The sequence below is a fragment of the Vreelandella sp. L-25 genome (assembly GCF_056857535.1).
Map to the genome: position 1 here is coordinate 20,147 of NZ_JBSXNH010000078.1, position 26,963 is coordinate 47,109.

19 protein-coding genes are annotated in these 26,963 nt (G+C 52.4%); 13 read left to right on the top strand and 6 right to left on the bottom strand.

Annotation, left to right across the window (positions count from 1 at the left end; genetic code table 11):
- The first annotated feature begins 200 nt into the window (after window positions 1–200).
- The 9 genes from AC13CN_RS12955 to moaA are packed head-to-tail and all read left to right on the top strand — an operon-like array spanning window position 201 to window position 11,209.
- Window positions 201–3,983 carry a nitrate reductase subunit alpha gene (locus AC13CN_RS12955; protein ID WP_089674627.1) on the top strand — a complete coding sequence of 1,261 codons (3,783 nt, stop codon included), beginning with the start codon at window positions 201–203 and terminating at the stop codon, window positions 3,981–3,983.
- On the top strand, window positions 3,980–5,542 hold the full coding sequence (gene narH, locus AC13CN_RS12960) for a nitrate reductase subunit beta (RefSeq protein ID WP_089674628.1): 1,563 nt from the start codon (window positions 3,980–3,982) through the stop codon (window positions 5,540–5,542). The genes AC13CN_RS12955 and narH overlap by 4 nt, the downstream gene beginning before the upstream one ends.
- Entirely contained in the window at window positions 5,535–6,347 is an 813-nt protein-coding gene (gene narJ / locus AC13CN_RS12965) for a nitrate reductase molybdenum cofactor assembly chaperone (RefSeq protein ID WP_062375260.1), read from the top strand. Before narH ends, narJ begins: the two co-directional genes overlap by 8 nt.
- 13 nt (window positions 6,348–6,360) lie before the next feature.
- The gene (gene narI, locus AC13CN_RS12970) at window positions 6,361–7,044 is read left to right on the top strand and encodes a respiratory nitrate reductase subunit gamma (RefSeq protein ID WP_062362493.1); all 684 of its coding nucleotides are present in this window, start codon (window positions 6,361–6,363) and stop codon (window positions 7,042–7,044) included.
- Window positions 7,045–7,083: 39 nt separating this feature from the next.
- The gene (locus tag AC13CN_RS12975; RefSeq protein WP_062362490.1) at window positions 7,084–7,905 is read left to right on the top strand and encodes a peptidylprolyl isomerase; all 822 of its coding nucleotides are present in this window, start codon (window positions 7,084–7,086) and stop codon (window positions 7,903–7,905) included.
- A gap of 22 nt (window positions 7,906–7,927) precedes the next feature.
- Window positions 7,928–8,506: a molybdenum cofactor biosynthesis protein B gene (gene moaB / locus AC13CN_RS12980; RefSeq protein WP_062375258.1), complete on the top strand. Its 579-nt coding sequence runs from the start codon at window positions 7,928–7,930 to the stop codon at window positions 8,504–8,506.
- Window positions 8,503–9,765 carry a molybdopterin molybdotransferase MoeA gene (locus tag AC13CN_RS12985; protein WP_062362484.1) on the top strand — a complete coding sequence of 421 codons (1,263 nt, stop codon included), beginning with the start codon at window positions 8,503–8,505 and terminating at the stop codon, window positions 9,763–9,765. The genes moaB and AC13CN_RS12985 overlap by 4 nt, the downstream gene beginning before the upstream one ends.
- Before the next feature lie 53 nt (window positions 9,766–9,818).
- A complete protein-coding gene (locus AC13CN_RS12990) occupies window positions 9,819–10,223 on the top strand; it encodes a putative zinc-binding protein (protein ID WP_062362481.1) in 405 nt (134 codons plus the stop codon).
- The gene (gene moaA, locus AC13CN_RS12995) at window positions 10,220–11,209 is read left to right on the top strand and encodes a GTP 3',8-cyclase MoaA (RefSeq protein WP_062375254.1); all 990 of its coding nucleotides are present in this window, start codon (window positions 10,220–10,222) and stop codon (window positions 11,207–11,209) included. The genes AC13CN_RS12990 and moaA overlap by 4 nt, the downstream gene beginning before the upstream one ends.
- Window positions 11,210–11,233: 24 nt before the next feature.
- Here moaA and AC13CN_RS13000 read toward each other — a convergent pair whose 3' ends face one another.
- Window positions 11,234–11,473 (bottom strand): hypothetical protein, encoded by a 240-nt coding sequence (locus tag AC13CN_RS13000; RefSeq protein WP_062375253.1) that lies wholly within the window; start codon window positions 11,471–11,473, stop codon window positions 11,234–11,236.
- Between the two features lie 153 nt (window positions 11,474–11,626).
- Here AC13CN_RS13000 and AC13CN_RS13005 point away from each other — a divergent pair, with 153 nt between their 5' ends.
- Complete coding sequence (locus AC13CN_RS13005; RefSeq protein ID WP_062375251.1) at window positions 11,627–11,851, top strand: helix-turn-helix domain-containing protein; 225 nt, start codon at window positions 11,627–11,629, stop codon at window positions 11,849–11,851.
- Window positions 11,852–12,281: 430 nt separating this feature from the next.
- Here AC13CN_RS13005 and AC13CN_RS13010 read toward each other — a convergent pair whose 3' ends face one another.
- Together AC13CN_RS13010 and AC13CN_RS13015 are read right to left on the bottom strand one after the other, a co-directional pair.
- Window positions 12,282–13,991: a UvrD-helicase domain-containing protein gene (locus AC13CN_RS13010; protein ID WP_483053195.1), complete on the bottom strand. Its 1,710-nt coding sequence runs from the start codon at window positions 13,989–13,991 to the stop codon at window positions 12,282–12,284.
- Window positions 13,991–15,736, bottom strand: a complete 1,746-nt coding sequence (locus tag AC13CN_RS13015; protein ID WP_483053196.1) for an ATP-dependent nuclease — start codon at window positions 15,734–15,736, stop codon at window positions 13,991–13,993. The genes AC13CN_RS13010 and AC13CN_RS13015 overlap by 1 nt, the downstream gene beginning before the upstream one ends.
- A 416-nt stretch (window positions 15,737–16,152) precedes the next feature.
- On the opposite strand from AC13CN_RS13015, the gene AC13CN_RS13020 reads away from it, so the two are divergent.
- The 3 genes from AC13CN_RS13020 (at window position 16,153) to AC13CN_RS13030 (ending at window position 24,241) form a co-directional block, all read left to right on the top strand.
- Window positions 16,153–16,995 (top strand): hypothetical protein, encoded by an 843-nt coding sequence (locus AC13CN_RS13020; RefSeq protein ID WP_483053197.1) that lies wholly within the window; start codon window positions 16,153–16,155, stop codon window positions 16,993–16,995.
- 309 nt (window positions 16,996–17,304) lie between these two features.
- Window positions 17,305–18,264 (top strand): toll/interleukin-1 receptor domain-containing protein, encoded by a 960-nt coding sequence (locus AC13CN_RS13025; protein WP_022520322.1) that lies wholly within the window; start codon window positions 17,305–17,307, stop codon window positions 18,262–18,264.
- A gap of 598 nt (window positions 18,265–18,862) precedes the next feature.
- Entirely contained in the window at window positions 18,863–24,241 is a 5,379-nt protein-coding gene (locus AC13CN_RS13030; protein ID WP_483053198.1) for a hypothetical protein, read from the top strand.
- Between the two features lie 7 nt (window positions 24,242–24,248).
- Here AC13CN_RS13030 and AC13CN_RS13035 read toward each other — a convergent pair whose 3' ends face one another.
- The 3 genes from AC13CN_RS13035 to AC13CN_RS13045 all read right to left on the bottom strand — a co-directional run bounded on the left by AC13CN_RS13035 (window position 24,249) and on the right by AC13CN_RS13045 (window position 26,084).
- Window positions 24,249–25,130 (bottom strand): hypothetical protein, encoded by an 882-nt coding sequence (locus tag AC13CN_RS13035; RefSeq protein WP_483053199.1) that lies wholly within the window; start codon window positions 25,128–25,130, stop codon window positions 24,249–24,251.
- Window positions 25,131–25,648: 518 nt separating this feature from the next.
- A complete protein-coding gene (locus AC13CN_RS13040) occupies window positions 25,649–25,807 on the bottom strand; it encodes a hypothetical protein (RefSeq protein WP_483053200.1) in 159 nt (52 codons plus the stop codon).
- 109 nt (window positions 25,808–25,916) lie between these two features.
- Entirely contained in the window at window positions 25,917–26,084 is a 168-nt protein-coding gene (locus AC13CN_RS13045; RefSeq protein WP_483053201.1) for a hypothetical protein, read from the bottom strand.
- Window positions 26,085–26,963: the final 879 nt, after the last annotated feature.

Here is a 26,963-nt window from a genome sequence, read left to right on the forward strand (position 1 = left end):
ACAGCAAGCATTCGCGCACGGTGTAATTTCAACAGTGCCAACCGTCTATTCCTTTACGTTGGCCGCTCTATCACCTTGGGGGTAGATAGGGTGTATATGGAGGTAATCACGCAGTAATTCGCTTGTCGATCACGCAGAATCCACTCCATGGAACCCGCACTGTCGGGTATGCAAATTTCCGAGGAGCCTGGAGATCGACCATGAGTCACTTCATAGATCGGCTGAATTTCTTCCGCAAGTCCCGCGAGCCTTTTGCCAACGAACACGGTGAACTACGCAGCGAATCCCGCCAGTGGGAAGATAGTTATCGTGCCCGCTGGCAGCACGACAAAGTGGTACGCAGCACCCACGGGGTGAACTGCACCGGTTCATGTAGCTGGAAAATCTACGTTAAGAACGGTTTGGTTACCTGGGAAACCCAGCAGACCGACTATCCGCGCACCCGTCCTGATCTGCCTAACCATGAACCGCGTGGCTGCCCACGCGGTGCCAGCTACTCCTGGTATCTGTACAGCGCCAACCGACTCAAGTACCCCTTAGTGCGCAAGCCGCTGCTGGCGCTATGGCGCGAAGCACTCAAGGCGAATCCCGACCCGGTGGATGCCTGGGCGTCGATTGTCGAAGACCCCGCCAAGACCAAGCAGTACAAGCGTGCCCGCGGTATGGGCGGCTTCGTGCGCGGTAATTGGGACGAGCTCAATGAGCTGGTCGCGGCCTCGAACGTCTACACCGCCAAGCAGTATGGCCCCGACCGGATCATTGGCTTTTCGCCGATTCCCGCCATGTCGATGGTCAGCTACGCGGCGGGTAGCCGTTATTTGTCGCTGATTGGCGGCGTCTGCATGAGCTTCTACGACTGGTACTGCGACTTGCCGCCAGCCTCACCAATGACCTGGGGCGAGCAGACCGACGTACCTGAGTCCGCTGACTGGTACAACTCCGGCTACATTATCGCCTGGGGCTCCAACGTGCCCCAGACGCGTACCCCGGACGCCCACTTCTTTACCGAAGTGCGCTACAAGGGCACCAAGACGGTCTCGATCACCCCGGATTACGCCGAAGTCTCCAAACTCACCGACGAGTGGCTGTCCGCCAAACAGGGCACCGATGCCGCCCTGGCCATGGCCATGGGCCATGTCATCCTCAAAGAGTTCCACCTTGAGAACCCCAGTGCTTACTTCACCGACTATGTGCGCCGCTATACCGACATGCCATTCCTGGTGGAGCTGGAAGTGCGTGAAGATGGCAGCTTCGCACCAGGCCGCCAACTGCGTGCCAGTGATTTTGATGCTGCCCTGGGCCAGGAAAACAATCCCGAGTGGAAAACCGTTGCCTGGGACGAAACCCGTGACCAGCTGGTGGTACCACGCGGTTCCATCGGTTTCCGTTGGGGGGAAACCGGTGACGAAGTGGGCAAGTGGAACCTGGAATCGCTGGACGCCGCTGGCACTGAAATCAAGCCGTTGCTAAGCCTGGCCAACCACCACGATAGCGTTGCGCGCGTGGCGTTCCCTTACTTCGGCGGTATCGAGCACGAGCACTTTGAGCACGTTAAAGGGGCGGGTGTCGGCGCGGCTGACGACCTACTGTTCCACAATTTGCCCGCCAAACGCTTAAAGAGAGCCGATGGCAGCGAAATGCTGGCGGTCACCGTTTTTGATCTGATGTGTGCCAACTACGGTATCGACCGTGGCTTTGCCGGCGACGGCGAAGATGATGGCGCGACCTCGTTTGATCAGATTCGCCCCTATACCCCCGCGTGGCAGGAGAAAATCACCGGTGTCCCAGCAGAGCAGTGCACCCGCATTGCCCGTGAATTTGCCGACAACGCCCATAAAACCAACGGTCGTAGCATGATCATCGTCGGTGCCGGTATGAACCACTGGTACCACATGGACATGAACTACCGCGGCCTGATCAACATGCTGGTCATGTGCGGCTGCATCGGTCAGAGCGGTGGCGGCTGGGCTCACTATGTGGGTCAGGAAAAACTGCGCCCGCAGACGGGCTGGACGCCGTTAGCCTTTGGCCTTGATTGGCAGCGTCCGCCGCGTCATATGAACTCCACCTCGTTCTTCTATAACCACTCCTCCCAGTGGCGCTACGAGAAGCTTGAGATTAAAGAAATTCTTTCGCCGTTGGCCAAGGCCGAGGATTACCCCGGTAGCCTGATCGACTTTAACGTGCGCGCTGAGCGTATGGGCTGGCTGCCGTCAGCACCTCAACTGGACGCTAACCCGCTGCGCCTGGCGAAAAAAGCTGAAGCCGCGGGTATGTCTACCGCCGACTATGCGGTTCAGCAGCTCAAGAGCGGCGAACTGCGCTTTGCCGCAGAAGACCCGGACGCGCCAGAGAACTTCCCGCGCAATATGTTCATCTGGCGCTCCAACCTGCTGGGCAGTTCCGGTAAGGGCCATGAGTATATGCTCAAGTACCTGCTGGGTACTCGTCACGGTATTCAGGGTAAAGACCTGGGCGACTTCGGTGGCCAGAAGCCCGAAGAAGTGGTATGGCGTGACGAGGCGCCGGAAGGCAAGATCGACCTGCTGGTGACGCTGGATTTCCGCATGTCCACCACCTGCCTCTACTCGGATATCGTGCTGCCCACGGCGACCTGGTATGAGAAGGACGACCTTAACACTTCTGACATGCACCCCTTTATTCACCCCTTGACTGCCGCCACCGACCCGGCCTGGGAATCGCGCAGCGACTGGGATATTTACAAGGGTATTGCCAAGGCGTTTTCCAAGGTGTGTGTAGGCCACCTGGGCGAAGAGACCGACCTGGTCACGCTACCGATGCAGCACGACTCGCCAGGAGAGTTGGCCCAGCCGGCGGTGATGGATTGGAAGAAGGGCGAATGCGCGCCGATTCCCGGCAAGACCATGCCGTCGCTGATTGAAGTCAAGCGTAACTATCCCGAAACCTATGAGCGCTTCACCTCAGTAGGGCCGTTGCTGGAAAGCATCGGTAACGGTGGCAAGGGCATCGCCTGGAATACCGATGCTGAAGTCGAGCTGCTGGGCAAACTCAACCATCGCAAGTTGGATGGCCCACATAAAGGCCGCCCATTGATCGACAGCGCTATCGATGCCGCTGAGATGATTCTGACCCTGGCACCGGAAACCAACGGCGCCGTGGCAGTAAAAGCGTGGGATGCACTCTCCAAAATTACCGGGCGTGATCACACGCATTTGGCTAGGCCCAAACACGAAGAGAAAATTCGCTTTCGCGATATCGTCGCTCAGCCGCGCAAGATCATTTCCAGCCCGACCTGGTCCGGCCTAGAGGATGAGCACGTCTCCTATAACGCCGGTTACACCAATGTTCACGAGCTGATTCCCTGGCGCACCGTGAGTGGACGTCAGCAGTTCTATCAGGATCATGCCTGGATGCGCGCTTTCGGCGAAAGCCTGCTGGTCTATCGCCCGCCCATCGATACCAAGGCAGCCAAAGGCTTCACGCTGCCCGCCGACAATGGTTTCAAGAGCAAGGCGCTGAACTTCCTCACGCCGCACCAGAAGTGGGGCATTCACTCCACTTACTCCGACAATCTGCTGATGTTGACGCTCAACCGCGGCGGCCCGGTGGTGTGGCTCTCCGAGGCGGATGCAGCCGAGATCGATATCGAGGACAACGACTGGATCGAGGTCTACAACGCCAACGGCTCGATTGCCGCGCGGGCAGTGGTCAGCCAGCGGGTCAAGGCGGGTATGGTGATGATGTACCATGCCCAGGAACGCAACGTAAACGTTCCTGGCTCTGAGATAACCGGTACACGGGGCGGTATCCACAACTCGGTCACCCGTGTTTGCCCCAAGCCCACCCATATGATCGGCGGCTACGCGCAGCTCTCTTACAGTTTTAATTACTACGGCACCGTCGGCTCAAACCGCGATGAGTTCGTGTTAGTGCGCAAGATGAAACACGTTGACTGGCTGGATGGTGAAGGCAATGACAGCGTTCAGGAGGCCGTGAAATGAAAATTCGTTCTCAGGTAGGCATGGTTCTCAACCTTGATAAGTGTATCGGTTGCCACACCTGTTCGGTGACCTGCAAAAATGTCTGGACCAGTCGCGAAGGTATGGAGTACGCCTGGTTCAACAATGTCGAGACTAAGCCCGGTATCGGCTATCCCAAAGAGTGGGAGAACCAGGCCAAGTGGAAGGGCGGCTGGATGCGCCGTACCGATGGCCGGATTGAACCGCGTATTGGTGGCAAATGGCGGGTGCTGGCGAATATCTTCGCCAACCCCGACCTGCCCGAAATGGACGACTACTATGAGCCGTTCACTTTCGACTACCAACACCTGCATACCGCCAAGATCGGCGAGCACCAGCCGGTGGCACGCCCACGCTCGCTGATTTCCGGTCAGCGCATGAAAAAGATCGAATGGGGCCCGAACTGGGAAGAGATCCTGGGCACCGAGTTCGCCAAGCGGCGCAAAGACGCCAACTTCGACAAGGTGCAGGCAGATATCTATGGCCAGTTTGAAAACACCTTCATGATGTACCTGCCGCGACTGTGCGAGCACTGCTTGAACCCCACCTGCGTAGCCAGCTGCCCGAGCGGTGCCATCTACAAGCGGGAAGAGGACGGCATCGTTCTAATTGACCAGGACAAGTGCCGTGGCTGGCGGATGTGTATCTCCGGCTGCCCCTACAAAAAGATCTACTACAACTGGAAAAGCGGTAAGTCCGAAAAATGCATCTTCTGCTACCCGCGTATCGAGGCCGGTCAGCCGACTATTTGCTCCGAGACCTGTGTGGGCCGCATTCGCTATCTCGGTGTTCTGCTCTATGACGCTGACCGCATTGAAGAAGTGGCAAGCTCGCCGGATGAGCGTGATCTCTACCATCGCCAGTGCGAGATCTTCCTTGATCCCAATGATCCGGAAGTGATTGCCCAGGCCCGGCGGGATGGTATCCAGGAGAACGTCATCAAGGCGGCCCAAGCCTCACCGGTCTATAAGATGGCCATCGACTGGGGATTGGCGCTGCCGCTGCACCCGGAATACCGCACGCTGCCGATGGTGTGGTACGTGCCGCCGCTGTCGCCGATTCAGTCCGCCGCCGAGGCAGGCCATGTGGAGTTCGACGGCATCCTGCCCAAGATCGAATCACTGCGTATCCCGGTGAAGTACCTGGCTAACCTGTTGACAGCCGGCGAGGAAGAGCCTGTGGTGTTGGCGCTCAAGCGCTTAATGGCGATGCGTGTCTACATGCGCGGCAAGCACGTGGAGGGTACCCCCAACGCCGAAGTGCTCGATGCCGTGGGGCTGAGCGTGGCCCAAGTAGAGGAGATGTACCGCTACCTGGCCATTGCCAACTACGAGGATCGTTTCGTGATCCCCACCAGCCATCGGGAAATGGCCACCGAAGCCTTCCCTGAACGGGGAGGATGCGGCTTTACCTTTGGTGATGGTTGCCACGGTGAGAGCCAGCCCAGCCTGTTCAATGGCCGTAAGCAGACCAGCGTTTTGGTAAAACCGGTAGAGGTCTTCGACCCGCAGCCACAATTTGAGGAGTCTCGTCATGACTGAAGCCGCTACCCAATCGCCCACCCCGGTAGAGCCGTCGTTCGAGCCGCTACAGGGTATGCGAAGCCTGCGCGTACTGGCCCGCCTGCTCGATTACCCGACCCAGGAACTGCAGGATGCCAGCGGTGAGCTCATCGAAATCCTCAATGCCGAGCGCCGCCTGGGGGCGGCTCTCAAGTCGTCGCTAATGGAGTGGTGTCAGCGTCTCCAAGAGGGTGACTTGCTTGAGCTGCAGGCCGAGTACGTCGCCATGTTCGATAAGGGACGGGCTACCTCGCTGCTGCTATTCGAACACGTTCACGGCGAGTCCCGTGATCGTGGTCAGGCCATGGTGGATCTTATGGCTGAGTACAGCGCGGCCGGGTTCGAGTTGGATGCCCGTGAACTGCCCGATCATCTACCGGTATTTCTTGAATACCTTTCGATGTGCGACGAAGCCGAGATCGGCCGCTGGCTGGGCGAAATACGCCATATCCTGGCGCTGCTGACCGCACGACTGGAGGAGCGGGGAGCGGATCACGCGCTAGTACCGCTGTCACTTTTGGCGTTAATTGGGGCCGAGGGCGAGGTCGAAGAGCATCGGCCCCAGGTCAAAAAAGAAGCGCCTGACAACACGCCCGAAGCATTGGACGCCGTATGGGAAGAAGAGGCAGTACGCTTCTCGGCCACTTCTGACGAAGACTGCGCGCTGCAGTCTGCGGAAGGGCGGCGGCTTGCTGAACGCAAGAATGCGGTGCACAGCGACCCCGTCAAAATCATGCCGTCCGCCTGGAGCGCTTCCCCTCCCTCAACCGTGGCCGATCGCTAAAAGGAGAAACGCCATGTTCATAGAATATCTGCAACATCTTATCTACGGCTATTACCCCTACCTGGCCGGTACGGTGTTCTTGGTCGGCAGTCTCATGCGTTACGACCAAGGCCAGTTCACCTGGAAGACCGGCTCCAGCCAAATGCTGTCCTCAAAAAACATGCGACTGGCCAGCAACCTGTTCCATATCGGGATTATCGTCATCTTCTTCGGTCATTTGGTGGGCATGCTCACGCCACACTGGGTCTATGCGCCTTTCCTGCATGCCGGTACCAAACAGCTGATTGCCATCGTGGTCGGCGGTATCGCCGGTGCCATGTGCGTGGTGGGCGGCGCCATGTTGCTCTATCGGCGAGTGGTCAATCCTCGCGTAAAGGCGTCGTCGAGCATGATGGATACCTTGATCCTGGGTTTGATCGTCTTACAGGCATGTCTTGGCATGGTGACCATCATTTTCTCGCTAGGCCATATGGACGGCGAGATGATGTTGACACTCTCCAGCTGGGCGCAATCCATCGTCTTCTTTAGCGGCGGCGCAGCGGACTATATGCAGGAAGTGTCATGGATCTACAAACTGCATATCTTTATCGGTCTGACCATCATCCTGCTGTTCCCCTTCTCGCGCTTGGTGCATGTGTGGAGCGTACCGTTTGGCTATGTGACCCGGCGCTATCAGCTTGTCCGCCGTCGCGCCTAAACACTTGCTGTGCTTGCCCAGGCCTAGAGGAGAAATAACATGCAGATGATTGATATCGAACAACTACCAGGGGGTGTCGCCCCGCCTCCGGTGCGCGTCGGCGACGCTAGTATCGATGAAGCAACGATTGCGTTAGAGATGCAGTATCACCCCGCCGAAACGGCGGGGGAGGCCCAGCTTCAGGCGGCTCGTGCCTTAGTGGTTAGAGAGCTGCTGCGCCAGCGAGCTAACGTCCTGGGTCTACTATCGACACAGGAAGCCAGCGAAGCGCAGGAGGATGCGGCGATTGCTGCCTTGCTTGAGCAGGAACTTGAGGTGCCCGAGCCGGGAGAAGCCGATTGCCAACGCTTTTTTGATACCCACCGTGAGCGCTTCAGCGAGCCGACCCAGCTACGTGTAAGGCATATTCTGCTAGCAGCGGCGCCAGATGACTCCCAGGGCCGCGATGACGCGTACCAGCTTGGCGAAAAACTGCTTAAAGAACTTAATTCCATACCCGAGCGGTTTGCCGAATTTGCGCAATACCACTCCGCGTGCCCTTCAAAAGAGATGGATGGTGATTTGGGCTGGCTAGTGTCAGGCCAGACCGTTCCTGAGCTGGATCGCGCTTTGCAGCACCTGCCCGAAGGCCTTCACGAGCGCCCCTTGGCGTCTCGCTATGGCTGGCATGTAGTAATCATTGACGAACGGCGTGAAGGGCGGGCGTTACCTTTCGATCAGGTGGCCGACCGAGTGCGCCACAGCCTCCGGGAGCAGGCGACGCGACGTGCGTTGCGCCACTATTTGCTGGCGTTAGAGAGCGAAATAGGCGTCGAGGGGATTGTTCTGGATGACGATGCTGGCGGCAGCTTGATGCAGTAGGAAAGCTAATAGGAGAGGCTTGATGTCCCATGTTCCTGTAAATGCTCTTTTCACCCCGCTTGGCATCGCAGTACTAACGGTTTCCGATACGCGTGGCTTCGACGAGGATGGCAGCGGTGACCTGCTGGTTAAGCATCTGAACGAAAGCGGCCATATTCTGGTAGAGAGACGCATCGTACCTGATGATATCTACCAGGTTCGCGCCGTGGTCTCGGGATGGATTGCACGAACAGATATCCACGCGATCCTGGTTAATGGTGGCACCGGTTTTACTGCCCGGGATACCACTCCCGAGGCGTTGATACCGCTGTTCGACAAAGCGATTGAGGGGTATGGCGAGCTGTTCCGCCACTACTCCCTGAAGACCATTGGCACAGCGACGATCCAGTCTCGCGCCGTCGCGGGGGTGGCCAACCGAACGATGATATTCGCGATGCCCGGCTCGCCCAAAGCGTGTGCGTTGGCGTGGGACAGAATTATCGCTTTGCAGCTGGACGCCCGCACTCGGCCCTGCAACTTCGCCGCCATGGTCCTGCCTTCAGCGACCCTGTGTAACGGGCGTCACACAACGACCTCTGCCAATGATGGGGTGCGTTTATGAACTGTCACTGCGCAGAAATAGTCACGCCCGGCTTGTTAGATCTGTTTGATGCACGCCAACGGCTTATCGACGCCGCCACGCCCATTAATGCAGTAGAAAACATCACCCTAGAACAATCGGCGGGGCGAGTGCTGGCAGAAACGCTGGTCGCACCTCTCGATATGCCGGGTGTGGATAATAGCGCTATGGATGGTTACGCGCTGTGCCTGGCTGATTACCAAGCGGCACCTCCCGGCGCAGGCTTACCCATTCTTCAACGCGTACCGGCGGGCGCAGGCGTCATGCTACTACCGAAAGGAGGCTGCGCGCGTATTTTTACCGGCGCGCCGGTGCCCGTGGGGGCAGATATTGTGGTGCCTCAAGAGCGGGTCACCCTTGATCAGCACGGGCATATACACCTTGAGGGTAACGTGGTGGTAGGCGCTAATATTCGCCGTCAAGGCGAGGAGACCCGCATGGGAACCCCGCTACTCGCCGCGGGTAAGTTTCTTGATGCCGCGTCGATTGCGTTGTTGGCAAGCCATGGAATCAATGCCGTGACCGTCAAACGGCGCCTGCGGGTGGCACTGCTCTCAACCGGAGATGAACTGATTGCCCCTGGCATGTCGCGGTCTCCGGGGCAGGTGTACGACAGCAATCGCGCCATGCTTAGCGTACTGCTAGCGCAAGCTCAGTGCGACGTGCTGGATTTGGGCGTCATCGCTGATTCGCCGGCGTCATTGCATCAGGCCTTTGAACACGCACAAACCGTTGCAGATGTGGTGATGTGCACTGGGGGCGTTTCGGTAGGCGAAGAGGATCATGTTCGTCCGGTGATCGAGCAGCGCGGTGGACTACATTTTCATGGTGTCGCGATGAAGCCAGGGAAGCCCTTTGCTTTCGGTTATCTAGGCGCGGAGTCTTCCTCTTCCACCCCGTTAATGGCGCTGCCGGGTAACCCCGTGGCGTCCCTTGTGGGCTGGCAACTGCTGGCGCTGCCGTTTATCCATGCCATGCAAGGTAGAAGTGTCGCTGCGTTGCAGAGTTATCCCGTTATGGCAGGCTTTTCTCAGCGCGGCCCCAGGGGGCGTTGTGAGCTGTTAAGGGTGGTGCTGGACTGGGCAAGAGAGTTGCCGGTGGCGCAGTTAGCGGGTGGACAGGGCTCGCATATGCTCAGCGCGGCTAGCCAAGCCGATGGCTATTTAATGATCAATCCCGAAACAGACGTAGCAGAAGGGAGCACCTACCACTACTACCCCATTAATCAGTTCGCCGCTTGAATTTTTATACTCACTGTGGCTGCTGATGCTGTTTTCTTTTTATAGGAGAGGGTATGTCTTCACATCACAAACCCCGCACACTGATTTATGCCTGCTCCGGCTGCTCTGATGTGGCGCAACTTGCCAATAGCGTTGCCCTGCGTCTTGACCATGCAGGAGAGGCAGAAATGTCCTGCATTGCCGGTGTGGGCGGTGGTGTGCCCGGTCTGGTGCGCATTGCCCGCTCCGGGCGCCCTATCGTAGCCATTGACGGGTGCCAGATGCACTGCGCCAGCCACTGTCTCGCCAAAGCGGATGTGATACCCACAGAGCACGTAAAGCTATATGAAAACGGCCTGCGCAAGCGACGGGGTCAGTTTTATGATGAGCAAACAATTACCGAGGTTACCGCAGAGGTAAAAGGACTCATTGCCCGGCTGCCCGTTAATGCCAGTACCCAAGAGGAGCCCGTAGAATGAGTGCACTAGTAGATGGGTTTGGCCGCACGGTGCGTTACCTGCGTATATCGGTGACTGATCGTTGTGATTTTCGCTGTGTGTACTGCATGGCTGAGGAAATGACCTTTCTGCCACGCGCCCAGCTGCTGACCCTTGAAGAGATAGCCGCGCTTTCGCAGGCGTTTGTCGAGCTGGGCGTAGAGAAAATCCGCCTAACCGGCGGGGAGCCGCTGGTACGCCAGGGCGTACTCACGCTAGTGCAAAAACTCGGTGCATTGGAAGGTCTGCGCGAGCTGGCGATGACCACCAACGGCTCAGGCTTGGTCAAGCATGCCGATGCTTTGCGGCAAGGCGGGCTACATCGGCTCAATATTAGCCTCGACTCGCTCAAGCCCGAACGCTTTAAAGCATTAACCCGAACGGGGGATCTTGATCAGGTGGTCGCGGGTATCCGTGCAGCGCGCCGCGCTGGCTTTCAGTCGATTAAGCTCAACGCCGTACTGCTCAAGGGGCGCAATGACGACGAAATTCTCGACTTGGTAAACTTTGCCCGGAATGAGCAAGCCGATATCAGCTTTATCGAGGAGATGCCGCTGGGCGCTATCAGCGAACATAATCGTGGTGAAACCTTTCTTTCCACTGATGCGGTACGCGAGACCATAGAAAACCATTATCAACTCCTGCCCACCACCGAGACTACCCTAGGGCCATCCCGTTATTACCGCATGGTAGACAGCCAGTCGCGCATTGGCTTCATCTCTCCCCATAGCCATAATTTCTGTGGTGCCTGTAATCGTGTTCGGGTGACGGCAGAAGGGCGACTACTCCTTTGCTTGGGCAATGAGCACTCGGTAGATTTACGCGCTGTAATGCGGCGTTATCCGGGTGATACCCAGCGGCTTAAAGCGAGCATTGTGGCGGCCATGAAGAAAAAACCTGAGCGTCATCACTTCACCACGGATGGTGAGGTTCAAATAGTGAGGTTTATGAATGCAACAGGTGGCTAGGTAGTGCAGTTCCTATAGGAAACCTTACCCATGGCTATAGCCTCCATTTGCCATCGGAATGGAAATAGTGCCATGAGCGGCTTTAAGTATTTCTTTTCCAACGGCTTCCCACAAGAACAAAATTTTCCGTCGTCCAAATGGCTTGATGTAGTGGGTGCCCTCGATAAGGACGCTGTCTTTTAGCTGCTGTCGGATAGTACGGCAGTCGTACTTGATGCGCTGGGCAAGCTCTTCGGTCGTGAGATAGGTATAAGATGATTCCATCGAAAACCTCCAAAAGGAGTGGTATTCTGCGTGACTAAAAGGCATCTCAAATATCAGAATGCGATCCTGGATGACATTTTAGACAGCAAAAAACCATTCGCAATCGTTTTTTGACATTCAGGATAGCAAAAAAAGCATTTTCAGGAGGTTTTGATGGTTCGTTGTCATCTCGCGCGCTTGATGGGTGAGCACAAAATGAAGATTGTGGATGTTGCGCGTGAAACAGGGCTTAACCGCAATACTGTTACGCTTCTTTATAAAGAAACTGCTCAGCGAATCGAGCTGGATGCACTGGATAAGCTATGCAAGCTTTTCAATTGTGAGGTGGGCGATCTGCTAGAAATTCAAAAAAATCATGAGGAAATTAGAGATGATTAATACTGCCAGCCGTTGACTGAAGGTCGTAAGAATAAATTACTGACGCAAGCAACGGAGCGAATGTGTCACATATACGTCACAGATGTGTCACAGGAAGTTTGCAGACAAACAAAAACAAAAAAGGCAGATCAGTAAGTAACTGATCTGCCTTTCAAAATATTGGTAGCGGGGACCGGATTTGAACCGATGACGGTTATGAGACTGATGGAATAGGGACATATTATATGTCCTAAAATTGCATCTAATGTTCTAAAACCATCATTAAAAAGGGTTTTTTATAGGTTGCATTCGTGGAGGTAGTGTCACTTAAGAACACATGAGGGAATTTATATTTGGCACAGAAGTAGGTGGAATTCCTTGAAAGGAAGTGACCTTCGGGCCAATCACAGGGCACAGTCAAGCTGTTGAGATAGGTCGAACGTAGATGACCTTATGCCTCAGTTTCCTGAAAGCCAAGATCGAGTAATCCTGGCCGTAAATCAACTAACGCACTGGCTGGCACACCAAGCCAAAACAAGTTCCGGGCGCGGGTAACCGCAACATAGCCAATACGCCCGATCTCTGTATCCACGCCGTTCATTAAGCCTTCGGCATGTTCCTTGTTTGTCAAATACAGCACTGCATCCAGGCTTTCTCCCTTCGCCTGATGAACTGTGTCAACGCGAATGCGGGGTCGGTAATTATTCCCATTCAGGTCAGCGGTAGATAGTAACGGTCCATCAGGCAAATCTCTTGTAGTGAGCTTGCTACCAAGCTTATCGACGCTCGTCAGACCACAATCTTTATTAATTTGAGCCAGTAAAGTATTGACTCTATTAAGTAATAGGGGGTGCCACTGCGCTTTTCCATTGAGCGATACACCGGGCAGTCCCATATCAGGATTACGAGTAAAAGCCCAGATGAGCCGACGTAACGCCTGATCCTCACGTTGGGATGTGAGCTTAGCCAACATCCCATTTGGAGCATCAACGAGTAGGTTGACGATACCGATAGCCACCAGCCTGAATGCACCTTGATAGTCTTTAAAACGCTCGCGCAGAATTGCAGCCTGTGTAAACCGTTTGACGATGCCCCAGCCCGGGGCCCCTTTGTTGCCAGCCAGTTTATCTGCCTGTTTGCGTCCGCGGCAGAGTACCGCCGAACGCTCCAGCCTAAGGCCAGCGGCCTCCACTGCTCTCTGAAACGAAACAATGAGTTGCTCTCTGTCATTCTTACCGTAAGCTACAAAGAAGGTACCATGGACTGTATCAGGCGCTTCCCTATCTGCGGCATCGGTTCGTCCGGCCAGATGGTTGGCCAGATCAAGGATTGGTGGCACGGACCGGAAGTTTCTCTTCAATTCGAGGCTATTTACGCCGTCACGTTGCCCGTACTTTGACAAGAACGCCCCATCAGCACTGGCAAATTCATAAATACCCTGATTTGGATCTCCTATCAGCGAGACCTGGCAACCAGCACTCACTAGCTGCTCGATGATGACCTGATGAACCGTTCCGATATCCTGAGCCTCGTCAATCAGGATGTGCGGATAACGGCGAACCAGAGCACGCAGAATCCCAGGTTGATCTGCTAACGTGCGATAGCACCAGTAACGCCCGAGGTTGTGTGTGTAGGCACCGATCCGCCCAAGGCGATGCACCACGTCTGCAGCTTGGGCAGTATTGAGCCTGTGCATTTCACTTTTAATATCCGAGTAGCAGAAGTAGACACCTCCAGCGTCAATACCGACCTGCATTTCATTGATAGCGCGCGGGTAAAGATCCGTTCGAAATGTGAATCCTTTCAGAAATGCTTCTCCACCGGTCACAAGGAAAGCCGTCTGTTGCGCACCCATCGTCCGATAGGCATGAGGGCGCAACACGTTGCTGGTGATGAAAGTATCCAGCGTATCTATGTCCACGCGGTTGTTGACGTTGCTGCTGAGCCCCAGATCTTGATATTCCTTTCGGAAAGTATCTACAGCGACATTGGAGAAGGACAGGAGTGCCACACGTCCACGATGATTACCAAGTTTTTGACGAATATTGGCCAGACGTCGCACGGCAGTGAATGTCTTGCCGCTGCCAGCACAGGCAATTACTGACAAGGGCTCTACTGAGGCATCTATAACCTGCGTCTGCTCTTCGGAAGGGTGATTCACTACTTGGCCTCCGCTGTTTGACAGGCATGAGAAATCGCATTCTGGATATACTCTGGCACTACAAAAGCGTTGCCTTCGGCAATAACTTGCGCAAGTGACTGGCCAAAGCGCCCCTTCTGCACATTATTTTGTTTGCGCTCAAACATGCCGCTGAATATAGTCCGTGCTTTGGCTGCATCGCCTTCTTCCTCTTCGACCTTAGTCTGGAGGTCTTGCGCGATTCTCGGGTGCATATTTCTAAGTGCCGCCAGCATTGCGGTGCGATTAACGTCAACCAACGCCAGATCATATTCGAGAGTTTTGAGACCGCAGAAAACCTTAACGAGGGAATCCTCGTTTTTCTTCATCCTGGCGGTATTGTTTGAAACCCTAATTTCCTCGTCGAACGTGGGATAAACGGCCACCGTTTCTCCGGTTTCATCCGCTTCACTTACTGGATCCGCGTCGGTGATCACGGATACTGGAATTTTCAGGGCCTCCTCGCCAAACAGAGGCAAAAAAGAGTCAAAATTGAGTCCTTCGACACTGATCAGGCTGACGCCGTGCTTGCGCAGGTTATAGCCACACATTTCCGCGAGCACATTGACCAGCATCAATTCGGCCGCGCCTTCAACGAAGATGATACGACGGGCAAAAAACAGTTCAGCGCGGGTCACATCAAGGTAGCGTTCGAGCTTTTCTCTTTTTCCCCTTTCGAATTGGATGGTGCGTGGGAAGAAAGTCTCCACGCCAGTGGCTGTTTCGACCAGACATGTGAGGCTGTCGAGATTAGCAATGCTGGCGAAGTTGGGGGAATGGCTAGAAACAAACAACTGAACGGGCTTCTCACCCTCCCCATCTTGAATCGATTCCAGGTAATCTAGCAACACCGCCTGCAACTGCGGATGCAAGTGTGCCTCAGGCTCCTCAATGATCAGGCCTCGGTAACTCGCGTCAGCGTTCCTGGCCAGCTCACAGAGAACCACCGCCATGTAAATCAGATTGTTAAATCCAAGGCCGTTCTGTTCAATTTCGAAGTCGTCCACTACTAACGACAGGCGTGATGCCAGCTTCTGAAAATCGCTTCCGCTCAATCCCAAATCCAACACTTGGGCTAGCTGAGACCCTAGCATCGTGTCATGCCGACTTGTGATGGCCGAGTGAGCGGTAATAATCGGATCGTGGCCCCTTAGCTCTTCATCGAGCAGTTTAAGTGCTTCATTAATACCATCACGACCTTCATCATCGGCAAGGAGCTGAAATAGTCGAGCCAGCTTGCTATGGCGATTGGGCTTGAGACCCTGTGAAGCATCTCTAAGAGGTGGCAGGTAGACACCGCGAAGGTTCTCGATCATATCCGCGGTCAGGCCTATCTCTTCATGGTCTCCACACCAACGCCTTACTCGCAGCCTGCCAATCTTGTCAGCTTCTGAATAACGGATGTTAATGTGAGCTTCAAACCTGCCATCTTCGTCCGGCTTCAGTGCTGCCAGAAAGTCGGCTTCGTCGTCTACGTCCAAATCCTGGAAGACGTACTTAAACTGGATGTCCCCTGCCGGATCGCCCCCCTTTGGTCGATGCATATCGTCGTTGTTAAAGCGCGGGTATGGCTCGTCGTATCCTGCAAGTAGCGCGCGCAATGCATCAACAATGGCGGTCTTGCCAATGTTATTAGAGCCGACCAGGACGTTCAGCCCGGGCTGAAACTCTAGGTCAACAGATTGCAATTTTCTGAAGTTCGTTATTTTCAGTTTTGCTAGATACACTGATGTAGCGCCCCCTGTGGATCGGTTTTTAATTCATCCATTGTTATTACGACTGTGTAATCAACACATCACCTGCGCCCCATCCCAGAAAAGGTCATAAGCGGTTACCCCAGCAATAGCATGCTTCTATACCAATGTGATACCCCAAGCCCAGGGGAGGAAAAGGGCTATTTCCGCTCCCTAAATAAATTTTATCCCGCTAGCCCTTTCTTAAATCGTTTCAAACCTTCGCGGTTACTGGGAGGCCTCAGTGGCCTCAAGCCTGCCATATTTTGTACGCCTTGAGAGTGCTTACTAAAATTAGATATGCTTGTGGCAACAGGTACCTAAAGCTCACTAGAAATAAACGGTTTCGGGTACCGACAGCCTGAGAGAAGGCCGGTAAGCTATCTTTCAAACTTCACGGAGATAAGCACATGACCCACCTCAAGCCGCCAGCCTCTCCCCTAGCCGTTTGCGAAGACATTCTGCGAAAGAGTAAACAATACAATTTGGAGCATCACTGTTTGCCGAGTGAGAACAGAGTGATTGATAGACTGTTGAACAGAGGCCACGAGCTGGAAAGCGCCTATCTGGAGCTGCACCGTAAGCTCGGCCATCACCCTCATGCACTGCAGGAATTTCTCGCCAAGCTTTTGAGTACAGCCGCATTTTGGAAACCGGAAGACATGAAGGCCGCCCGTGCTAGTCGATATCGTCTCATTGAGGTCAATCGGCAGATTGCGGACAAGGCTATGGAACTCTCGATGCTGCTGGATGAGCGCAGCGTGCTCCATAATCATTCCGGCTTCGCCAGCAATACCCATTATCATGTCTGCGAAGTAATCGAAGAAGCCTCTGAACACAACCCTTTGTTTGGAATGGAGATTGGGGATAAGCTTAGCCGCTTACACTATCAATATGACCTAAAATATTGGCCATCACTAAGCGACTTCATGGACGAACTAGTCCAGGATGCTAGCGACGCAGATATTGAAGCTACTGATCCGCTAACCAAGGCGGCCACGGAGAGTTCTAGATCGTCAAAAGGTGATTTTCTCAGGGCTTTCCTCGCTGCCATCGAAGAAAGCAGTGCTCAGGTGTTTGGGCGGCTGCCCAGTGACTTGAAGATCACGGACAATACCATGGCCTCCTTGATTAACTGCGCACTGGAGCTAAGGGTGGACGAGATGGCATCCGCCGACTATGTGAAGCGCTTCCGGCAGAAGGAACGCGATCGCAGTAGAAGGACATCCTATTGGACGTCAGCCAGCAATTGAAATGATGAAATAAACAATCTGCTCGGATATGCCTGATTCGAACAAAATTTCAATTTAAAAGTAGAGCGGTATAACCATATTGGATGTGCTATGCGTCACATGCTGCATCAACGCAAATGCTCCCATCATGAACGCTAACCGGGTCTCACAGTGCAAACAGGTCGTTTATTATCACTGGCTGCTTTGCGCCGTTGTGTGCATGCCATAGATAGGACGGATAACCTCTTGCCGAAATGCTAAATATATTTTTCTTTAAGAGCTGAAAAAGTCGTAAGTTCAGGCAGGTCTTATAGGCTTGGAGTACTCATTTTGCCAAACGTTTTTTTCTCATACTGTCACGCTGACGAGGTGCTGAGAGATCAGCTAGAAAAGCAGCTAGCGATGCTCAAGCGTCAAGGTGTTATCGACAGCTGGCACGATCGAAGAATTGGTGCTGGTCAGGAAATCGACGCAGCCATTGATCAACATATCAACAGCGATGAGATAATTTTGCTGTTAGTGAGTCCTGATTTCATTGCTTCCGACTATTGCTACAACATAGAGATGGCGCGTGCCATGGAACGCCACAACGCTAAGGAGGCAATCGTCATTCCAGTGATTTTGCGAGCATGCGATTGGCACCACGCCCCATTTGGAAAGCTGCTTGGCACCCCCCAGGATGGAAAGCCGGTCACTCTCTGGCCGGATAGAGACGAAGCATTGTTACAGGTCGCGAAGGAGGTTCGCAAAGCGGCTGAAAGGTGGCGAAGCACTCAATCAAGCGCCGAACGCGTGGATGTTGGGGCTTTGATGCATACCCAGCAGTCTGTAGTTGCCGGCCCGCGTTCGAGTAACCTTCGAGTCGCTAAGACCTTTACTCAGCTGGACAAAGACCGGTTCCAAATCGACACATTTGAATACATTGCGCGCTTTTTCGAAAACTCTCTGAATGAGCTCCAAGCACGGAACCCAGGTTACGAAGGTGTATTTCGTCGAATCGATGCTAATCGTTTTTTTGCGACCATCTATAAAGATGGAGAGAGCGTCGCGACGGCGACAGTGTATGTTGGAGGGCAAATGGGAGCAGGGATCTATTACAGTCAGGGTGGTGACTCTTTCAGCAGTAACTCCTTTAACGAGGCTCTTTCGGTGCAAGCAGACGACCAAGCCCTTTACCTAACGAGCATGGGAATGGCTTTCCAAGGGCGTCAACATCAGAAGCTATCTCAGGAAGGGGCAGCAGAAATGCTTTGGGAAATCGTTATCGCGCCACTTCAGCGTGCAAGATAACTTCTCTATCGGAAACTGGGCCCCTGCTGATTCATGGGTGGTAAACCCTATCCCAAAATAGGCTTTGCATGGGATAGGTTATTCCGATGGCTACCTTCTGAGTCTGCCTAGCGCTTGGGTGCTGGAACGTCTGTTGGGCCCACGCTCACTTTGGACGATTGTGACATCAAACTCGTCAATTACCAGTGAGCAGTGATAGTTGCCTTTTGCCCACGATACCTACTTAGAGTTAAGCAACTGTTTCCCTCAAAGTGGCCAAAGATATTTGGGCGCACCGCTAGTTGGTGCCCTAAAAATTTTTTGCCACCACTTGTGAACCACGCCACTCAGGCAACCCCTGGTCTGTCGTGCATGTAACGTTAAATGTTGTCTGGGCATGCCACACCTGTTCACGAGGTTTAGCAAGGCAGAATTTGTTTGGCTGGTGGCGACACCATCTTTAGTTATATGAGTAATCCAAAATGGCAGGTTGACAGCTCTGGTGCGCAACTACTTTGGCTACTCGTGCTTGGTATCAAGAGATATTGGTGGCTATCACTATTATTTATATGTTTTTTAGATATATAGTAACTGTCTATATAAGAATGAATAAGTCGTAATGGTAGAGCATACGTTCGCGGTCAAAAGAGACGATATAAGCACTGGTAAGCAAATAGCGCGCTTTGGCCACCCCTATCGCGATATATGCCAATGGGCTGCCCAGCATGATCTCAGTGATGCTCTGGAACTGGCTTTTTGGACGCTTGGATTGGATCACCAGGTCGTCGCGATTGGCAACCTGGTTAATGAATTTCACCATCCTGAATCAAAAGACATTCTGGCTCGATGGCGGCAAAATCCCACCCTTGCCTCGCTAGATGATCTGGCGAAAGCCATTCGTCAAGATCCCTTGATCAACCTTCAGTATCCTGCATTTCCTCATGCAGGAGACGCTACAAAAACGAAACAAACATATAAAGGCAGCCTTAAAGAGCAAACGTTTCTTATAACGTTAATTACTTACCCGCTGCCTGGGGCGGAGCAATCATCTGAATACGTGTTAAGGCGTGCGCTACGCTTGTGGTTGATCGCGCAGGCGGCGAATCGGGTAGTGACTGAGCATTGCTTAGCGGATCGAAATATCAGTACCGCAGCACGCTTTTTGATTGCAGACCGCTATCAAGCGCAGTGGCAACTCGTCGATGATGTCTTGCGCCGTGCCCGACGTTACCTGACACCTGATGCTTGGACATTTGAACGTTTTACTGACGCGTTGTCTTTGGCTGCTGAGCAGTACAAGCAAAGCCATACATTTGGTAAAAGTGGCACCGCATTCATCAATGCCATCATCGAGATTGCCAGTGGTGATACAAAAGCTTTCACCACTCAGCGCGATTTCCCTCCGCAGCCTTTTGTGCATGCTGAGTTATCTGCACCCATTTCTGAGCCGACACCGTTAATAAGTCTTGATGAGTCATCTGAACAGTTCATAGAAGTATGTCCTAGCCCGGCGGGGTTGTTAGATGAAGAGGCTGATGAGGCGATTTACTTACTGCCGGTTGATGCAACAGATACTCAGGCTCAACAAGAACTGACAGGGCGTAGCTTTTATCAACAACAAGTGGAAACGTCCCATTATCTACCGTGGAGCTATTCCAAGCTTTTACCACCTGAGCGTTTGCTAATTGAACAGTGGGTTGCGCAGCAGCTCAAGCATACTGATCAGCGAGAGCGATTAGGCGGAGCGTTAGTGTGGCTCGCGATACGTTTTTCGCGGTCTCTCAGCCAAGTGCTTGCAATGGGCATTGGAGACGAGGCCCAAGGGGAGTGGTCTTTAGCATCAAACCTTAAGCAGATGGTTCGCTTGTCACCGCGTCGACGTAATGCATGGAAACCCGATATCGCCGCGCAACCTTACGTGGCAGCTGTTCACGAAAAGCAGTGTGTTGGACTAATCCCTGAAGTAAGAGAGACGCTTGTAATCAGTAGTCAACCATTGTCCACCCAAGCCTCACTGGCTGAGTTGTGGCAAAGCGTATCGCCAGCCCAAAAAATTGAGGTGTGGTTTAATGAACGCATGCGCATCGCATGCCCACGCGTTACCAGCGGTAAGCTTTCCGAGGTATGGGGCCAATCTGTTTTTGATGCCTCAGGCAATCACCATTTCGCGAGGATGCTAACCGCTCACCCCAATAGCGCGTTACCTGGTGCATGTAGCTATGCCAGCTGGGATATCGAGGCGATTGAGCAAGGTCTTGCTTTACCTTATCAGTTCCAGGGCGCCGAAACGTTACAATCGACGAATCAAGGCAGCTTGTTGGTACCGCTTGAAGCTCAGCTCAATAGGGCGATTAGCGAAGCGACTCAGCAGCTCAAAGAAACGTTAGAAGGCAATGATATGGTGCGTCTACATAATCAGTGGACCAGCTACTGCGTCATGGCCCTCTATGCGGCAACGGGGAGTCGGTACCTTAAAGACCCTTTTGAAAGCCCACGGTTTTTTAATCACGACCTCCCAGCTGTGTTTATAAATGATAAAGCGGAAGGCAGCGGTGTGCGGAATGGTCGTATGGTGCCATTGGCCGATAAGGCGATTAAGTTTGTCGAGGCTTACCTCTCGTACCTCCAACGTCTCGCCGAGCATTTGTTGAGCACCCATCCTGCAATATCATCGCAAATTAACACGCTATTAGAATTGCCTGCGAAGGCTGAACAGCCCCTGTTCTTTTTAATCGATGAGTCGCTCAATTGGCACTCTATGTCAGCGACTGATCTACCAGGTGCCACCTTATTCGACTGGCCACTACCCCCCAATCTTTTCCGTCACCGACTAGCACAGCAATTACCCTTATTAGGCGTCGATAACGAAGTTGTGGATGGTTGGCTGGGGCATGCGGAAAAAAGTGTCGCCACCTATGGCGACACCTCGGCCCGCTGCTGGATGGACGATTGGACAGCCTATCGCAAAGAGGTCAACGAACTCTTTGAGCGACTATCGTTTGATTTGCTAGCACCACCTGCCTCCTTGCCAGTAGCTGCCGGGAGCAGCTTGCGTGATTCAGCGACATCTCCCCGGGCATTTGGGCAGCGGCTACGCGAAAAAAATCGTCGATTGGCAACACGAAACGCTATCAGAGCAGCGCTTAACGATATTGAGTTGTTTCTAAAAGGGCGTGATATGGACACGCTGTCCGCTGATGAGATCAATCAACTGGGTCGGCAAATGTTGCTTCAGCAGGGAAAAACGCCTTACCCCTCTGCAGCCTTACGGTTTAGTGTGCTGACACGCTTGCTAGAGCGGCATGAGTCACCGCATCGCCATGCGTTTCAGCGCCGTTACATTTCGATGTTGCCGGAAAAAACGCTGATTCATGAGCACGCACCCGCTTACGCTGCATTAATGACTCAATTGACGCATTGGGCATCGACTATGCGTCCATACGCCACCCGAACCCACTGTTCTAAACGCCAGGCATTAGCGCTCGGTGCGTTACTTTTGTGTATTGAAAAACGTATTTGTTATATGCGCCTGCTGAAGGATGTGTGCCAAGGAGACAACATTCGGCTGTTATATCACCGTAAAACCTATTACTTGGAGTATAGCGAACAGTTAGATAGCACCAGCTGGCAAGCCCCCGTACAGCGGCACACAGTGTCATATCATGTGGCATCACTACTGACTTACGGGCAACGCCTAACATCTACCAAAGCGCTCGACGATCCTTGGACGATCCCAAAACAGGCGCCGCCTTTGCCTGAGGCGTTGATCCAGTGCTGTGAGAGTCAAGAGTGTATAACGATCCAGCAGATACTTGGGCAGGCGGCCGCTATTGTCGATCAAGCCAATCTTCTGAGATTACCGGGCGTAGTGGCTGGCGCGTTAGCAGGGCGGATAGTGGCCACCAGCCTCCCTATGCAAGCGCACATTCGTATGGTGTACGGCAAATCGCTGATGTTCCCACCTTCAGCAGTCAACACTGAGGATCTGGAGCTCTCGACAGCGTTGCCAGCGCTATTACGAGCTAATGGCGATAAACATGAGCTGCAGCAACAGGCGGTACTTCTTTTTAAAGAGGTGAAGCAAATCTTGGATGGCTACACCAAGGCGCAGGCTAAAATAACGGCAAAATCACTGGAGCAACTAGTAACCCAGCGAAACGGTAAAGTAAGTAGTGCCATCATGCTGTTGGTCATCTGGATCGCGACGGTTATCCGGAGTGGTAAGGGGCGAGTGAGCAGGCGCTTTAAGCCGTTCGAAAGCAGTAGTATTCATCGTTACTGGGGCGCGTTGCGTAAGCTTTTTGAGGAGCTTGCGTACGGTGTCGACCTGATGGCGATCGGTAGTGAAGAAATCACCGCCTTTTATGCAGGTCTGATTGATTATCAAGAAACCCATTTGAGCGATATGAGCTATTTTAGCCATCGTCTACGCTCTTTTCACCGCGTAGCCGCCTCTCTCGGCGTTGAAGAACCGGATTGGGATGAGCTACCCGTTGCAGAGCAAGGACGACACGTGCGTGCTGAAACGCTCTCAGAAGGAGAATACCTTGAGACACTGAAGCGGATAGAAGCATCGCAACGAGACCCCGATATTGCGTGTTTACTTCAGTTTGTATTGCTATGCGCGTATCGCTTTGGTTTGCGGCTGGATGAAGCGAGAGGGTTGCTCAGGCGAGATTGGTGTGAATCTCATGGCTACTGCTGGGTTTTGATTAGGAACAATCGTTATCGAACATTAAAAAGTGAGGCCTCTCGACGTGCTGTGCCGCTTTTGTTTTCTCTCGAGGCGACAGAGCAACGTATGCTTAACGCTGTGCTTAATCGTCATGATGCGCTACTGGGGGGTGAGGCGTCCCTACCGCTGCTAGGTGAGATACGCGATGGTAAAGTCGAAGTAGCGCTTAGTGCATCAGCAATCAGCGCTGCTGAGATAGATGCGTTGCGTCACGTGAGTGGCAGCCCAACACTATCACTACATCACGCCCGTCATGCGTTTTACAATATAGCGGCAGCCTCTCTGCTACAGCTAAACACGCCTGTCGCCACCAAAATAACCCAGCATATAGATATAGATAGCGCTAACATTCGTCAGATGGTGATGGGGCAGCAACATTACTGTTCGCGTCGCGTGATGATGGGGCTGGCGCGCTTAATGGGGCACCGCCAGCCATCGACTGGGCTGCTTAACTATAATCATTTAATTCTAGAATGGGCGGATGCGCTGACACCTGTTAAAGGGACAAATGGTAGCATTCTCAAAGAAGCAATCAAGCCGCAGGATTTTAAACGTTACACGCCGGCTTCTGCGCTACCTCAAGAGCTTTCTTTGTTTAACGAACCAACACCGCGTTTATTGATGAAAGCGTTGCGATTAGGCGCGCTACGGCAGAATGTGCGACGAGCGAGTGAGGCGTTGGGATTGTCGCCGGTACATGCTGCTATCCTTGAAGGTGTTATTAAGGACGCTGAAAGCAATATGCGCTTCAAAATTCGGGGAAAAGACCAATGGATAACATCGCAAGAATACCCCTTAGGACTGCTGCGCAGTATCAGCGACGCTGCATGGGATCGCTTGCTCGAGCATGCTAAAAAAATTGACGGCGAAACCTTAACGATTAATGGGGCACTAGAGCTCAGTGAGTTAGCTTGTCAGGTTGGACGGCACCGGCATCTACTGATGAGTGAAACGAGGCACGTGGCAGTTATCGCTCTTACTGTCAAAGCGTTTAAAGTGTCTTCATCCAACTACGTCATTGTTGGAAAAAACTGCAGCGATGACGTAAAGCGAATGCTGCACTCGTATGGGTTGAAAGAGATAAGTGATACGGGTGTTCAGCTAGATATGTTTGAAGTTGTAAAGGGCGGTAGAAAGATGAAGTATCAGCAGTATGCCGGGCTGCTACTAGGTAAAAATGAACGCGATATTGTTAGAAATCGGTATGAGTTGGCAGTCGCTTACATAGTGACTGCCACTTATTTGTATATGAATAAAAGGTAGTTTGGCGTTAGCTAGATTGCAGCTGAAAGTTTTCGTACGGATTGTCATCGCTCGCAATAGAAAGATTAGACAATACATATGACTTTTGTTTAGTAGGGCCTTTAGGGTTTTCAAAACGCTCGCCGGTGTAGTATAAAATGTCTTTATTAACTTTTGCAGAAGCTAATGTCATGATGTGGTCAGCATGATTGGAGGAGAGCGTAAAAGGTGTGCTTGAAACTTTATTAGTTGAATCGATATTATAAAGAGAAATTGTATTGCTGTGTTCATCATACCCCGCCGGAATCGCATAACCTTTAATGGGAATTGGTTTAGACGTTTCAAACGTTGGCGCACAATACTGACCGCTAACTAGGAGTTCCACTTTTGGTTGTTTTTTGTTATCTATTTCAGGTGATACGGTAAACGGATGCTTAATAGATCGTGCATTTTTTTTGTTAATGAATTTTTCAGAGTGTTCTTTAATAAACTCTTTGTCTCCTGAAGGCTTTTTATCTGTATGGACAATGCTTAAAATATCTTTTTGCGTGATGACGGAGTGCGTTATTTCGTAAGCAATTAAGGAGAGTTTATGGGTTAGGTTTTCTTGGTGAGGCTGGCTGCTTAAAAAAAGCATGCCGATATATTTGTTCTTATGCTCTCCATCTGTTTCTATAAAAAATTTATTTTCAACGCGGCCTTCGATGTCAGCCGATAAATCTTCGATGTACTGATTTAAAATGCTTTGTAAGTGGTAAGTGAAATCTTTTATTTCAGTGTTTGCTAGGTTTTCTGGTGTGCATTCGACGCCGTTACTATATTGAAGTTTTATAGCGTCTTCTAACGAAACGACTTTCACAATAAGGTTTTCAGGGTACTGAAAATGCGCTTTCTTTTGTTCTTTGGGCATGTTGTTCCTCAATACTTTAGGATCGGAAGGTTTAGGTTTTATGCTAATAAAAATTAATGTTTTGTAGTGAGATGTACTACCGCCTCTTTCTTGCTTGATACTATATGTATGTAAAAATAATTTATCAGCTACTACATATGCTCGAAAGGTCAAATAAGCACAGGTTTTAGTGCTATTTTCTGATTTAGCAACTATGGCTCAATTGCGCGTGATTAGCGTACAAACGACAGCTCTTCCCATCGAGTGGTTTCGCGCGGAGTCGGGTAATCAAAGAGTAATGCCCAGGCATCGCCTGCCCGTGGTGAACATAGCTGTAAGAGAAGGTACCTAATCTGCTAATAGATAGTTGTGCGGGTTTTGGGCATCTATGTTAGAACGCGAGAGAGGTGCTATATGCCGTGTTTCTTGGCATTGTAAACGATGTAAATGCTGACTTGGGGATGCTTTGCTGTCTTGCGCAACGAAAAGCCTGCCGCCAGGTGCTCTGTTATCAGGTGCCGTTTATCAGGCTGACCTTCTTAGCGACCTTCTTGTTGAGCCTTCAACATCCCCTGGGCTTGACGTTGGCGGCGCTGCTCGTAATCCTTGCGGGCGTTGACAGCCATCATATCCAGCATCATACGGTTGACCGCATTCAACATTCGAGATGTGAAGTCGTCTCCTGACGTGGGTTGCATGCTGGGTGGTGAGGCCTAGGGCGACGATCTGAAGGCTTTTGGACTTGATGTCGTTGCGCAACATTTTCCATTCATCGCCGGCGTTGATAAGCCTCAGACCTCAATTTTGTTACTTTTCTTTCTTGAATTTTGCTTTGCAATTTCCGCTCATACACATTGTACAGTAGTGCTCCCTGTCTTCGTGTTTAATATCCTTAGCAATGACAATGCCGCAGCTGTTGCAAAGCAGAGCGCCAATGCCTTCTTCGACTTTCACAACTGCATTTTCGTAGACCATAAAGTGCTCCGCGAAGACTCTATCCTGCAAGAACGGAGAGTAATAGCTTGTCGGCGAAAGCCAACCCTTCTCTCATATCCCTTACGACGGTGCTATCGAGCATCAGTTCAAATGCTGATGCTTATGGCCAACTGGAAGTCTGGTCACGCGATATACTGTTTGCTAGCAACCCCGACGAAATGTTCAGGCAGTAACTCGCCATACAGTTTGGTGGCGGATAAAAGTGTGCTAGCAGAAAACCTTGAAAGCTGAGCTCAGAAGGAGCGTCACCAAGGCATCGCTTGAGTAGTTGTCCAGGATCTAACTGTGCGACGTTGGTGTCATACGTTGCATGCATTGATAGCCTATCGTCTCCTGCCATGATGTAAAGACAACCAGTATTAGCTGCGAGTAACGCCGCCATGTCCAAGAAACAATCTTCGCCCGATAAGCCCTTAGCGCGTAAAAGCGTCAGCGGTGACGCTGTTGACGGACGAGATACGCCCCTAAAGCGGCTGGCAGTATCAGTGCGCGCGTATCATCAGCCGTTTGAGCCCGTGGGTGCTGAAGATTGGGAAGCCATACTGCCTGCATTGGTTGACTGGTTAGTGTTGCGAACAAAGCAGTAAGAAATGTATCGTAAAACCAATAAGCCGAGAGTTCGATTTGGATTCTGGTAAGTAATGCTCTCTCCCACCTGTGGGAGCGACGCGCTATAGGGTGGTGAGAACTCCATTCCATTGTTTATGAATAAAATGAACCTGAATCCGTGAAGCCGGCGCCGACACTTTCCCTATCACCGCCAGCGAGCACTTTTTGATCATTCGCCCCGTGCAAGTTGGCTTTCGCAAGCCCGTTATTGCCAAAACCCACCGTGCTGATCGGTGCTGACGGCCCGTT